The organism is Shewanella sp. SM29, from assembly GCF_025654245.1.
Classification (GTDB): domain Bacteria; phylum Pseudomonadota; class Gammaproteobacteria; order Enterobacterales; family Shewanellaceae; genus Shewanella; species Shewanella oncorhynchi.
Genome location: NZ_JAKKRN010000014.1, coordinates 56,987 through 70,147 on the forward strand (window position 1 = coordinate 56,987; position 13,161 = coordinate 70,147).

At 46.5% G+C, this 13,161-nt stretch carries 12 protein-coding genes; 5 read left to right on the plus strand and 7 right to left on the minus strand.

The genetic code is table 11. The features are described from left to right. Positions 1 to 137 precede the first annotated feature (137 nt). The gene (locus L5L77_RS11590) at positions 138 to 1,739 is read right to left on the minus strand and encodes a methyl-accepting chemotaxis protein (protein WP_263211835.1); all 1,602 of its coding nucleotides are present in this window, start codon (positions 1,737 to 1,739) and stop codon (positions 138 to 140) included. A gap of 379 nt (positions 1,740 to 2,118) precedes the next feature. Further along, the gene (bioA, locus tag L5L77_RS11595) at positions 2,119 to 3,474 is read right to left on the minus strand and encodes an adenosylmethionine--8-amino-7-oxononanoate transaminase (RefSeq protein ID WP_263185947.1); all 1,356 of its coding nucleotides are present in this window, start codon (positions 3,472 to 3,474) and stop codon (positions 2,119 to 2,121) included. A 122-nt stretch (positions 3,475 to 3,596) separates the two neighbouring features. Here bioA and bioB point away from each other — a divergent pair, with 122 nt between their 5' ends. The 4 genes from bioB to bioD all read left to right on the plus strand — a co-directional run bounded on the left by bioB (position 3,597) and on the right by bioD (position 7,964). Beyond that, on the plus strand, positions 3,597 to 4,649 hold the full coding sequence (gene bioB, locus L5L77_RS11600; protein WP_028760338.1) for a biotin synthase BioB: 1,053 nt from the start codon (positions 3,597 to 3,599) through the stop codon (positions 4,647 to 4,649). Positions 4,650 to 4,800: 151 nt separating this feature from the next. Continuing rightward, on the plus strand, positions 4,801 to 6,033 hold the full coding sequence (locus L5L77_RS11605) for an aminotransferase class I/II-fold pyridoxal phosphate-dependent enzyme (RefSeq protein WP_263185948.1): 1,233 nt from the start codon (positions 4,801 to 4,803) through the stop codon (positions 6,031 to 6,033). Positions 6,034 to 6,097: 64 nt separating this feature from the next. Then, the gene (locus L5L77_RS11610) at positions 6,098 to 7,057 is read left to right on the plus strand and encodes a methyltransferase domain-containing protein (RefSeq protein WP_263222759.1); all 960 of its coding nucleotides are present in this window, start codon (positions 6,098 to 6,100) and stop codon (positions 7,055 to 7,057) included. A 166-nt stretch (positions 7,058 to 7,223) separates the two neighbouring features. Further along, positions 7,224 to 7,964 (plus strand): dethiobiotin synthase, encoded by a 741-nt coding sequence (gene bioD / locus L5L77_RS11615; RefSeq protein ID WP_105252838.1) that lies wholly within the window; start codon positions 7,224 to 7,226, stop codon positions 7,962 to 7,964. A 152-nt stretch (positions 7,965 to 8,116) separates the two neighbouring features. On the opposite strand, the gene L5L77_RS11620 is transcribed toward bioD, so the two are convergent. From L5L77_RS11620 to L5L77_RS11640, 5 genes are all read right to left on the minus strand, one after another. Next, positions 8,117 to 8,416, minus strand: coding sequence for an HU family DNA-binding protein (locus L5L77_RS11620; RefSeq protein ID WP_263185977.1), 300 nt, complete (start codon positions 8,414 to 8,416; stop codon positions 8,117 to 8,119). A 321-nt stretch (positions 8,417 to 8,737) separates the two neighbouring features. Beyond that, positions 8,738 to 9,649: an ABC transporter ATP-binding protein gene (locus L5L77_RS11625; protein WP_263185951.1), complete on the minus strand. Its 912-nt coding sequence runs from the start codon at positions 9,647 to 9,649 to the stop codon at positions 8,738 to 8,740. Then, complete coding sequence (locus L5L77_RS11630) at positions 9,646 to 10,476, minus strand: ABC transporter permease subunit (RefSeq protein ID WP_263211833.1); 831 nt, start codon at positions 10,474 to 10,476, stop codon at positions 9,646 to 9,648. Before L5L77_RS11630 ends, L5L77_RS11625 begins: the two co-directional genes overlap by 4 nt. A 161-nt stretch (positions 10,477 to 10,637) precedes the next feature. Continuing rightward, positions 10,638 to 11,309 (minus strand): YceH family protein, encoded by a 672-nt coding sequence (locus L5L77_RS11635; RefSeq protein ID WP_113938766.1) that lies wholly within the window; start codon positions 11,307 to 11,309, stop codon positions 10,638 to 10,640. A 133-nt stretch (positions 11,310 to 11,442) separates the two neighbouring features. Further along, positions 11,443 to 12,285, minus strand: coding sequence for a S1 RNA-binding domain-containing protein (locus L5L77_RS11640; protein ID WP_006086322.1), 843 nt, complete (start codon positions 12,283 to 12,285; stop codon positions 11,443 to 11,445). A 597-nt stretch (positions 12,286 to 12,882) separates the two neighbouring features. Between L5L77_RS11640 and L5L77_RS11645 the strand changes: the two genes are divergently transcribed. Then, entirely contained in the window at positions 12,883 to 13,035 is a 153-nt protein-coding gene (locus tag L5L77_RS11645; RefSeq protein ID WP_263185954.1) for a hypothetical protein, read from the plus strand. Positions 13,036 to 13,161: the final 126 nt, after the last annotated feature.

Consider the following 13,161-nt stretch of genomic DNA (forward strand, 5'->3'; position numbering starts at 1 on the left):
GGTATACGTGTTCGGTAACATGAGTTTAGTGACGTCGGCACGTTTAACGAAATGCCAAGATAATCGCGTAATTTTTTATGCGCCTTATCTTGGCTAAACGGTTTGACACAGGTTTGTGGGTGTAACTAAATACATGACTAGAGTTTGAATACGGCCAGTTTATTGTTTAAATTCAGTGATAATTCGGCCAAACTTTCACTTTCTTGAGCCAAATAAGTTGCCGATTCAGAGACTTCGAGCGCTGAGTTATTAATCCCGCACACGTTTCTGTTCATGTCTTCTGCGACCACACTTTGTTCTTCTGCGGCGGTGGCGATATGGGTTGCCATGTCACTCACATGTTTTATATGAGCAACGATAAGCGATAAATCCTTCCCCGCTTTTGCCGATTGACTCACACTGTTTTCTGCCAAAGCTCGGCTTGCATCCATTGCCTTAGCGGCGCTCACGGCCCGTTGTTGCAATAATGAAATCGTGTTTTGAATTTCTTCGGTCGATTGCCTAGTGCGACTTGCGAGTTGCCTCACTTCATCGGCGACTACAGCGAACCCTCGCCCTTGCTCGCCAGCGCGGGCGGCTTCAATTGCCGCATTCAGTGCCAGCAAGTTGGTTTGGTCTGAAATCGCGCTGATAACAGAGGTGACCTCGCTGATCTGCATGACTTCCTCTTTAAGCATATTCACTTGATCCGTCGCTTGCTCCACTTCTTTGGCAAGAGCATGAATACCATCTACGCTGGCGTGAACATCTTGGTCGCCAAGGCCAGCTTCCCAAGTGGCTTCTTTGGTATCTTTGGCTGTGCTCTCCGCATTATTCGCGACATCGGCGATAGTGGCGCTCATTTCATTCATGGCTGTGGCAAGTTGGGCGAGTTGATCCCGCTGATTATTTACCGCTTGATTAGTTTCCTCTGCAGTTGAGGCGATCCGAGCCGAGGCCTGTGCAACATTGTCAGCGCTATGACTCGCTTGAAGTAAAGTGCTACGAATGGAGTCTATGCTTTGGTTTATATTGTGGGCTAAGATGCCAAGTTCATCTTTACCATAGATTTTTAGCTGAGTCGTTAAATCACCTTTTGTGATGGCGAGCATAGCCAGATTCACATCATCCAATGGCTGAGTAATAGAGCGGCTAATGGCATAACCTAGCCAAGCCATAAGCACAATAATGACAAATGTAATGCCTCCCATGGTGAGGTATTCATTCCAAATGGTGGCTTCGATATCTTGGAGTAACATACCTGAGCCTAAGATCCAGCCCCAAGGTTTAAATCCCATGACAAGTGAGATTTTCTGCGCTGATTTGCCATTCGCCGTCGTCCAGCGGTATTCGACTAATCCTTGTTTGCCATCACGGCCGAGTTCGACCATTTCGAACCAATAATTCTCTTCGCCTCGATTCCCCATTTGTTGGCCAACCAGTTCTTTTTTGATGGGATGAACGATAACGTGCCTCGATTCATCAATTACAAACAAGTAGTTATCACTATCAAAACGCATGTCGTTCAACATGTCTTTAGCGGCTTGCTGTGCTTGCTCTAGGGGCAGTGATTGCGACAACGCTTGGATACGGCTGCTGGCGAGGGACAATACGGCATTAAGTCGTGCTTCACGCTCTGCCATCAGGTTGTGCTTGAGGGCTGTGACGGAAATAGTGAGTAAAATTAAGGCACCTGCGAGGGCGATAATGAGCTGTAGTGCGAGTTTTCGATTAACGGGGATGTCAGCGAGTTTGAACATATGATCTCCTTTTCTTTGTGTAGCGATTTAAGCCATTCCCTCTGCTCAAGTTGTTGTCAGCTTTTGGCGAAAGATATGTTGTGTAAAGTGAGTGATATAAGCATCGTTGGCTTTGATAAAAATTCCAGTTGGCGGATTAAATAAATGCACTAAATTACAGAGTTTTAATGGAAATTGTGAGCAATATTGCAATTGCAACCTTAGCGCGTTTATCTATCGAGAGGATGCGAGATTCGAACAAGGGAAGGGCTGCTGAGTCTGATATAAGCCAGGCAGTTCGAACCCCTAGCGCACAGTGCGCAGGGGTTCGTTTATTCGACATTAAAGGCTTATTGAGTTGAAAGAGCGTTAAGCTAAAAGATGGCCAAGCGTTAAAGTATCAACCGTGGCTGATAAGCTGCGGCTCGGCACTGCTTGATGATACTTTAATGCCTGCTGCGACTTGCTTCATCGCGCTGGTGAGTTGGCTTAATTGTGCTGAGCTAATGATATAGGGCGGCATGATATAGATAAGGTTGGCGAAGGGGCGCACCCAGACGCCTAAATCGACAAATTGCTGCTGTAAATCAGCGGTATTGACGGGTTCGTGCATCTCTAACACGCCCACTGCGCCGAGCACTCGCACGTCTTTAACACTGGGTAAGTCAATCGCATCGTTAAGTTCAACGCGCATTTGCTGTTCGATAGCAGCCACTTGCGCTTGCCATTCATTACGGTTAATTATGTCTAAGCTTGCACACGCCGCGGCGCAGGCTAGCGGGTTACCCATAAAAGTAGGGCCATGCATAAACACGCCCGCGGGAGATTGGCTTATGCCTTGGGCAACTTTATCGGTACATAGCGTTGCCGCTAGGCTGATATAACCGCCAGTTAGCGCTTTGCCTAAACATAAGATATCAGGGGTAATATTGGCGTGTTCATAAGCAAAAAGCTTGCCTGTCCGACCAAAGCCAGTGGCTATTTCATCTAAGATCAGCAGGACATCAAATTCATCACATAGGGCACGAAGACCCGTTAAATAATCTGCGCTGTAGAAACGCATACCGCCAGCGCCTTGCATTATCGGCTCTATAATCACAGCGGCAATCTCATGGTGATTAATGCTTAATATGTCGCGCATTGCGGTTAAATCATCGGCTTGTAAGGCTTCGCCAAAGGCGGTTTGTGGCGCGGGCACAAATGATTGCTTGGTTACTGCATCGCCAAACATAGTGTGCATGCCGCCTTCGGGATCGCATACGCTCATCGCGGCAAAGGTATCGCCGTGGTAACCCCTCTTAACGGTAAGAATGCGTTGTTTTAGCGGTCGCTCTTCTCCATGTATACTTTGCCCTTGCCAACTCTGACCTTGCCAATATTGCAGCGCCATTTTAATTGCCACTTCGACTGAGATAGATCCAGAGTCGCACAAAAAGACCTTTGTCAGCGGTTCGCAGGTCATAGCGATAAGTTTTTTACACAGTTCAATGGCGGGTTCATGGGTGATACCGCCAAACATCACATGGCTCAGTTGATGCAACTGTTTTTCCATCGCGGTTAATATCTTGGGATGTGCATAGCCGTGCACACAGGCCCACCACGAGCTAGTACCATCGACCAACTTGCGGCCATCGACGAGTTCAAGCTCGCAGCCCTTTGCACTATGTACACCAAAAACAGGAAGAGATCGGGTCATTGAGGTGTAAGGATGCCAAATATGGGCGCTATCAAAGTCAAAATCGAGTAAATTGCGCATAAAAGCTCACTTTTTTGGTGATAAAGTAGCCATTAGTAAACTTGGTTCACTGGTTGGCGTTGACAGTTTAAGGGCTGAGGTTATCCTAGCCAAGATAAAAAACAGAATAAAAAGGGTGTTCAATGTCGCAGTTGCAAGTTCGTCATGATTGGAAGCGGGAAGAAATCGAAGCCTTATTTGCGCTGCCGATGAATGACTTATTATTTAAAGCACACAGTATTCACCGTGAGGTATACGATCCTAATGAAGTGCAAATTAGCCGTTTATTATCGATTAAAACCGGTGCTTGCCCTGAGGATTGTAAATATTGCCCGCAGAGTGCTCGCTATGACACAGGTCTAGAGAAAGAGCGTTTGCTGGCAATGGAAACTGTGCTGACCGAGGCACGCAGTGCTAAAGCCGCGGGTGCCTCTCGTTTCTGCATGGGCGCTGCTTGGCGTAATCCCAAAGAAAAAGACATGCCGTACCTTAAACAAATGGTGCAAGAAGTTAAAGCCTTAGGTATGGAAACCTGTATGACGCTTGGCATGCTTTCTGAAGATCAAGCGAACGATTTAGCCAGTGCTGGCTTAGACTATTACAACCATAATTTAGATACTTCGCCTGAATATTACGGCGATGTGATCACGACACGTACCTATCAAAATCGTTTAGATACACTGACACATGTGCGCGCTTCTGGTATGAAAGTGTGCTCGGGCGGGATTGTCGGCATGGGTGAAAAGGCGACGGATCGTGCAGGCTTACTACAACAGCTGGCTAATTTACCGCAGCATCCTGATTCAGTACCAATCAATATGTTAGTCAAAGTGGCGGGCACGCCGTTTGAGAAGCTTGACGACCTAGACCCACTCGAATTTGTGCGCACTATCGCTGTGGCGCGTATCTTAATGCCGCTTTCCCGCGTACGGTTATCGGCAGGCCGCGAAAATATGAGTGATGAGCTGCAGGCCATGTGTTTCTTTGCTGGCGCTAACTCGATTTTCTATGGTTGTAAATTGCTGACCACACCAAACCCAGAAGAAAGCGATGATATGGGGCTATTTCGACGTTTAGGCTTACGTCCCGAGCAGGGCGCAGCGGCAAAACTGGAAGAAGAAAGTGCTGTTTTAGCAAAAGCGGCGGCCTATCAAGATAAGTCATCGGCACAATTCTATGACGCGGGTGCTTTGTAATATTACTGAGTGCATGTTGTCCGACAAACAGGTCGAATAGCCTGTTAACCTTGTTGGCTGCAGCCTATTTTGATTGCGGCCGATAGCTTTATTGGCCGCACTCCATTTTTCAAGCAGCATTTTTAAGACAATCATTCTTGAGGCTAAATCGATGAGTTCTCTGCTCGAGATGAAAATTGCCGCCCGTCAACAAGCCTTACGTGAGCAAGGTTTATTACGGCAACGTAAAATGCTGAGTGTTGATCACAGCTTTGATGTTAACGCACCCACTTCGAGCCCGCGCTTTGTGTTCGAAGGGCGATCCTATGTTAATTTTAGCAGTAATGATTATTTAGGCTTATCCCGCGTTCCTGAGTTGGTTGAAGCGCTGCACCTTGGGGCGCAGACCTACGGTGTGGGTAGCTGCGCATCGCCCTTAGTGACAGGGTACAGTGATGCGCATGTCACACTTGAACGTGAACTCTGCGCCTTAACGGGGCATGAAGCGGGATTACTATTCTGTTCGGGCTTTAGTGCCAATACTGCGTTAATGAAAACCTTGTTTGATCAGCAAGATACTGTGATTGCCGATAAACTTGTGCACGCCTCAATTATTGATGGTTTACAAGATAGTGGCGCGCAGCTTAAACGTTTTTTACACAATTCGCTTGAGAGTGCTGAGCGGCTTCTAACTCGAAATCACGCATCGGCGTTAATCACAGAAAGCGTGTTTAGCATGGACGGGGATTGTGCGCCGATCACGCAGTTATCGGCGCTTTGTCGTCAACAGAATACTTGGTTGATTGTTGATGATGCCCATGGTTTTGCGGTGCTCGATGACTATCAAAATAGTGATGTAAGAGATAAAGCCGCCAAGCTTATCGATGTGCAAGTGGTGACCTTTGGTAAGGCATTAGGTTGCCAAGGCGCAGCGGTTTTGGGGAGTCAGGCGCTGATCGACTTTTTGGTCAGTAATGCCCGTGAATATATTTATTCGACCGCCTTATCGCCCGCCAATGCCGCATTAGCGTTAGCTGCGACTCGGTACTGCACTGCACATCCTGAGTTACAGCAAAAGCTGCTTGAGAATATTTCGCTATTCAAACAGTTATGCCTCGATGCTGCCGTGCCCCTTTTAGGTTCGGATACCGCAATTCAGCCGTTGATCATTGGCGATGCGCAGCAAACCCTGCAAGTCGCCGAAGCGTTAAGAGCCGCGGGCATTTGGGTTGGGGCGATTCGCCCGCCAACGGTGCCTGTAGGGTCGGCGCGGTTACGCATTACCTTAACGGCGACCCATAGCCCTGAAGATATTGCTGTTTGTGTTGAGCAATTAGCCCAAGTGCTCAGTCGTGTTGGTATCCCGCTTGTCAGTGAACGAGAATCTGCCGATGAGTACAGATAAATGTACCCTATAGATCGCGTTATTTTATTGAATGTTAAGTTTTTATGGTTGAGTGTTAGTTAAAATGCCAAGCCTGATAAAGTCTAGTGATCCAAGCTGTAGTGAGTTTGCTCATGAGTCAAACAAGTTTATTTCTTGCGATCTTAAGCTGAGTGAGCTTAATGCGGGCGTTTCTTATGGGGGCGTTCTCGCGGGGACTGTGTCCAATGTGCACGGGACTCAAATTGCTGAACGTTTTTCCGCAGCGGCCCATAGTTACCAAGATCATAATCAATTACAACGCCTGAGCGCTGTCAGTTTACTCAGTGAGTTTTCGGCAGCAGGTTATCTGTTAGACATAGGGGCAGGCCCAGGCACGGATTTTTCTGGGTATCACAGTGTCTCTCAACCAGCAGATCTCTCTACGCAAAATTCATCCACAACAGTATTTGCCGTGGATATTGCCCTTGGCATGTTACACAAGCTAAAACAAACTTATCCCGATTATCATGGCGTATGTGCCGATACGCAGTGTTTACCTTTTACCAATGGCAGCATGGATGTTATTTACTCTAATCTAGCCCTGCAATGGTGTGCTGATTTTCCTGCTGCGGTAGCCGAAATGGCGCGGGTACTTAAGCCGAACGGCGAGTGTCATTTGAGCCTAGTAGCGCAGGGGAGTTTGAATCAATTAGCTGAATTAGGGTTAAGAGTGAATGACTTTTCGACGATGCAAGCACTCAAGGCTGCATTTAAACTCGATACATGGCAATTACTTGAAGTGCAACTCGTCCCTATGACAGTGTATTTTGACACTCTTAAGGCACTACTCTATTCAATTAAAGGTGTGGGGGCTTCTGTACATGTCGCCAGTTCAACAACTCGGGTTTCAGGTTCAACAGTGAGTGCTTCAGAATTCACTCCACGGCTGCGTGGTCGTCAAGATTGGCAGGCCATGCAGGCCAAAGCTGAATCGCTACGTTTACCCGAAGGTTTGCCTTTAACCTACCAGATAGTTCAAATACGTGCTCGGCGCAGGTTTTAAAGTTCACATATTATGCCTTTAGTCATGGCATTATCAATTAGCACTAATATCTAGAAAACGTTGGATTTTTAACATTACGTATAGAGATCGTTAGCTATATGGACATTTAGCTTATGGAGAGTGTGCTTAACAAAGCACAACTCATAGCAACAGATAAGGATCTAATATGTATTTTGTAACAGGTACAGATACCGATAGCGGTAAGACTTTGGTTTCGGCGGCATTATTAACCGCTGTGAATCGTTTAGGGCTCATAGCCAATGCTGACTCCGCTGTGAGTATTCTTGCAGCCAACACTATGTTGACTTTAGGTGTTAAACCCATCGCCTCGGGCTGCGCGCAAACCTCTGAAGGATTGCGTAATGCCGATGCGTTACAGCTGATGACGTCATCATCGTTAAAATTGGCTTATCCACTCATCAATCCTTTTTCCTTCGAACCTGCGATTGCACCGCACATTGCCGCCGCCCAAGTGGGCGTGAGTTTAGCGCCTGAAGCTATTATTGAAAGTTTAGATTTAGTGGCATTTGCTCAAGCGGATTTTTGCTTGATTGAAGGCGCGGGAGGCTGGCGTTTACCCTTAGGTGATGGCAGGTATCTTTCGGAAGTCGTACAGAGATTAGAACTGCCAGTGATACTCGTGGTTGGCATGAAACTCGGCTGCTTAAATCATGCATTGCTGACTCAAGAGGCGATATTGGCCGATGGGCTTAAGATTGCAGGCTGGGTTGCTAATCGTGTCGACCCGAATATGAGTATGTTTGAGGAGAATCTGACGAGCCTTAAAGAGATGATGACGGCACCTTTCCTCGGTTGTGTGCCATTTCTCGAGGATCCAAGTGCTGAAAACGCTGCTGACTATGTCGATATTGCGCCACTTTATCAAGGTGAGGAGAGCAATACTTAGCGACTGCATAATTGTTTAAGGCTTTCCCCTAAGCGGAACGGTTATTTTTCTTTTGATAAAAAATGAGCCTCAAATTATGTTGAGGCTCATTTCTATCAAGGCTGCTGACTAATGTTCGCAAAATCTCGCAAAATAGTGCCTGCACATTGAAGCTAAGCGCTGCTATTGATTTGCTGCTTCAATGCGGTTGAGGCTTTAAAGCTGGGCTGATTGTAACCGTCGATTTCTATGGCTTCGCCCGTTTGTGGATTACGCCCTGTTTTAGCGACATGGTATCTGAGTTCAAAGGTGCCAAATTGTGGCAGGAAAATTTTCTCGCCTTCGCTCAAGGCGGCGTGGATCTGTTGCAGTATCTGCTCAACCACAGGTTTAGTACTCGCTTGCGATGCATTGAGCTCGGCGGCAATACGTTGGATAAGTTGTGCTTTGTTCATAGAAACCTCTGAAGTCAGCTTAGGTTCAATCGAAGGGGAGTTATAACAAGCTCGTCCCGAGATTAAAAGCCATAGCAAGCTCAGCGCGGTTGATTGGTGTTTTATTGACAGGCTTGTGAAGCTTTTGGTGATTGTGTGTTGCTAAAGTAGGTACAAGTTTGTCGGATTGAGTGGTGGGCTGATTTTACTGGGCGAAGTGACTGACTTAATTTAAAGGCTTATTGAAAGCCTTAGTTTAAAACCTTAGTTAAAAGGCCTAAGCGCAAGGCGTATTGCGCTTAGGCTATAAATTGAACACTAATCAACCGTTGGGTGATGAGAAACCCTTTTAACGCTTGCCTATGAAAAGAGTGTTTCTTCCAGAGTGCGACCTTTCAGCAGCATCTTGTATTGCCATTGATGCTGATTGAAGAGGGCGAATAGGCGCATCTCAATATCACTGTTGTGCGCTTTTTCTGTATTTGTGTCTAGCTGGATAATAAACACATTGCTTTGTTTTGAGCTAATGTTCACCACTCCCGCCAGTTTTGCCACTTCCGCTTGCAGTGCATCGCTGTCACAGTTTTGCATGGTTAACGTCAGGTAATCGCTGTCGGTCGACGCATGCATTGACACAGCTTGGCTCAGTTGGCCTTTATCTAAATACAACACTTGATCGCACAGCTTTTCGAGCTCATCGAGATTATGGGAGCTGATCATAAAAGTTGTGGTGGGTGATAAGGCTTTAACCAGTTCACGGACTTTTTTTGCATTGGCAGGGTCGAGTCCCGCCGTCGGTTCATCTAATAATACTAATTCTGGCGAGCCAATCAGCGCCTGCGCAATCGATACACGTTTACTCATACCGTGGCTAAGGCTAGGCGGTTTTTGTTCGGCAACATCAATTAGATCGACCAAGGCCAACACGCGCAGTGCCTCTTGCTTTGCTTGCTCCACGTTCATGCCCTGCAGGCGAGCGAAAAATATTAACTGGCTGACAATCGTCAAGTTGGGATCGAGCACTGCATCTTGGGGTAAAGCGGCAATCTTGCCTAAGAGTTTAGGGCTATTGGGGGCTTCACCGAGTAGGGTTATGGTTCCAGAGCTGGGTGATAAATAGCCGCATAACAGGCTAAAAAGCGTGGTTTTACCCGCGCCATTGGGACCGACAAGGGCGATGGGGGCACCCGCTTCAAGACTGAAACTCACATTATTCAGCGCCTTTTTGCTGCCGTAAAGCTTCGATAGCCCTTGGCATTGGATCAGACTCATAGCGAGCTCCTTTGCATATAAATTCTGCCGAGCAAGAGGGCCACAGCGGTTTGTAACAGTGGAATTGGGGCATAGACTAAGCTATTGAGTCCATTGGTATTGAGCATGTCCGACAGTTGAGCACCGGGTAATACCCACTGGAGTTGTGCGAGTAGGCTAGATTGATTCGCTAACACCACGATAGTGATGGAAATCACCGTCCATAAAATGGTGGCAAACACCATAGCCTGGCGTGCCGTGCGCGCATACAGGGACAATAAAGTCATCACAGCCGTGTAGGGCAAGATCACTATGATGAGGTTAAGACCCACCAAGGCGCCAGACGTTAACGCAGATAAAAACAGTTGGCTGTCGCGGCTGAGCGCGAGGGCGACAGTGGCGATAATCGTTAATAGGATCAGTAAACCTTGGATCAGAATTTGGCCGAGAAAACGGCCGAACAATAAGCTGTCACGGCTAGTGCGTATGGTTAAAAAGCGCAGCGTGCCGAGGGTTTTATCCGATGAGAACTGATCGGCGGCGATAAGAATACTGAACAGTGGAAACAAATACAGCGCAAAACACCAAAACACTGCCATTTCGGCCACGGGCCACTCAAAGAGCACATTGAGGGTATTGGCACCAAATAAGCTGTCGATGATATCTTTTACATTGGGCTGCAATAACATGGCCGATGCACTTTGAATGGGGTAAAGCAGAAGTACACCCCAAACTAAACCAAAGGCGACCAAGGCGATGATCCCGCGGGTATTAAATAAAAATTTGCGCAGTTCAAACATGGCGATAATAAACATGTTGTTGAAACTGCTGGGTGGATTATTGGTCATGTGCTGTCTCTATTCTTTTTTGCGCTAGGTTCAGGGGCTATGGTGCTTGGCGCGGTTAAGTTTCTCACCCTTGGGTAGACAGTGGATTGGTCCATAAGTGCCATGTTGCTCACATAGCACTTATTATCCATCGGTATTTATCAGTCATTATCTATCGCTAATTAGCTCAATGAGGCGATTAATTCATCGAGCTTTTGCGTCAGTTCGGCGACTTGTTGTTCAAGCTCTGTCACTCTGTTCACTAATTCAAGCGGCTCTGCGTCTACAGATACAGCGACATGGGCTAAGGTATGACTTGTGCTATGGGATTGACTAGCACTTTCGTGCGATGACGCTGCAGAGAATAATTCCACATAACGGGATTCACGGCGACCAGCTTCTCTGGGTAATTGTTTTAAGAAGGGCTTTTCACGGCTCATTAATTGGCGGATGCAATCTTCCACGTCGATCACGTCTTTAAATTCGTGTAGGCGATTGCTGCGGGTCCGTAGTTCTCCCGGTGTTTGTGGACCACGTAATAGCAACAAACAGACGATGGCGAGTGCGGCGGGGGACAGTTGAAGTTCGCTGAATTCGGTATTGCAGAACCTGTGTTTGTATTTAACGACGCGGCTGCCGAATCCCGACTGTTCGCTGATCAAACGTTTCCGATTTAGGGAATCAACGGCGATTTGCACTTGGGTTTCACTGAGTTCTAGTACGGGCTCGCGGCTGGTTTTTTGATTGCAGGCTAAGGTCAATGAGTTTAGCGAGAGTGGATATTGCTCGGGGGTGGTGATTTCTTTCTCAAGCAGACATCCGATGACTCTGGCTTCGTGTAACGTGAGTTCCATATAAGCTCCAAAGAAAAAAGCATGGCTTTGTTTATAACAGAGCCATGCTTAATATCCTAGGAGTTGTCAGTCAAACTCAGCCTTAGTGATGGTAAACTGTACAATTTTAACGCTAAGTCCTGAATAGAGTTGATTATTCTGCGGTTTCAGTCAAACGCAAACCATCATTATCTATGCTCAGTTGACCATTCTTAAATAAGCCACCTATGGCTTTTTTGAAGGCTTTTTTACTCATACCAAGCTGATCGTAAATGATTTCAGCATCGGTTTTATCGGTCAGGGCTAAGAAGCCGCCAGCCTGTTTGAGTTTGATCAGAATGATGTGGGCGTGCTTATCTAACTCTTGTTTACTGCCTTGTTGCAGCACAAGATCGATTTTGCCGTCGCGGCGCACTTGTTTGATGAAACCTTTGAGTCTTTGGCCGAAACGCAGTTTTTGGAACACTTCATTTTCATAAATCACGCCCCAATGGGCATGATTAATAATGGCTTTGTAGCCTAAATCTGTGGTGCCGCCGATATATAAATCGACCTGCTCACCCACTGTGTACTCAGGCTCTGTCTTATCGAGGAACTTATCGATTTTTGATGAGGCCATGATGCGTTCATCGGCGCGGTTGGCGTGTACATAGACCAGATATGAGCGGCCTTCTTCGATAGGCTTATGTTGCTCACCGAAGGGCAGTAATAAATCTTTATCTAAGCCCCAGTCTAAAAAAGCGCCATAAGGGCCGGTTGCGACGGCTTTTAAGTAGGCGAATTCGCCTACCTGTGCCAATGGACGGCGCGTGGTAGCAATCACGATATCTTCAGAATCTAGATACAGAAACACGTCAAGCAGATCACCGACTTGGCAGTCTTTTGGGGTGACTTTGTTTGGCAGCAGTACTTGCCCTAATTCGTGGGCGTTTAAATACACGCCAAAGCTGACTTGTTTTACAACCTCAAGTTTGCAGGTTTTACCTATCTGTACCATGGATCTCTCTGTGCATAATGGAATGTGATTCGGTTGCGATTATACACTTCGGTGCTGAAACTGCAGCATTATTGTCTTTGAGCTTTATCTTAGCATGTGTGAGTCGTCACTCAGCGCAGGCTTAACCACGCATTGTGTCTCGGAGGAACCACTGATTTGTGGCGGGTTTGGCGCTGTGATATTGGTTGTTTGGCTTCGCTTAATGTTGGCAAATGTGCATCACTTGAGTGACACACAAAAATCAGGGATATTTGCAGGGGTAAATGTCAATAAAAGTGACAAAGGGGATATAAAAAATATTGAACAGACTTGTACGACGTTTATGGGTTAACTAACTAATATTACTCTATTTAAAACCAATGGGTGGCGGGTGGTTGTTAAGCAAGTGTTTATTATATTTTAATGCAAAAGATTAAATGAGATTCTTGCTTGCATTCTGTGACATTGCGCGGTTTAATTGCGCCGTTCAACGACTTTGCTCGTTGCAGACATTACAAATATTACGTGAGTAATAAAGGTTTTATGGTTCACCAGTCATTAACCGTGTAATTGACAACATATCGATTTACATGGGGTTAAGAGGGTTTTTATTAGCTAATGCACAAGCATCCATTTTTTGCACTTTGCCTAAAAGTGTCACAATGCCAACACTCGATTGTCGTACCATACGATGATACTGGCCTTAAGCATCTCACGTTGATCCGCATCAATTCTGGCCGCGAAGAAGCCAATAGTCCCCTGTTAAAATAATCTTGCCTAGCGATAAGCTGGTTTGGCGTTTTCGCTAGTTCAGTGTTATCGGTTTTCGTTTTCTACTTGTGTTATCGGTTTCTGAAGGTCTTAACCTCTTTCGAACGTCTTTAAGCTACTTATTAG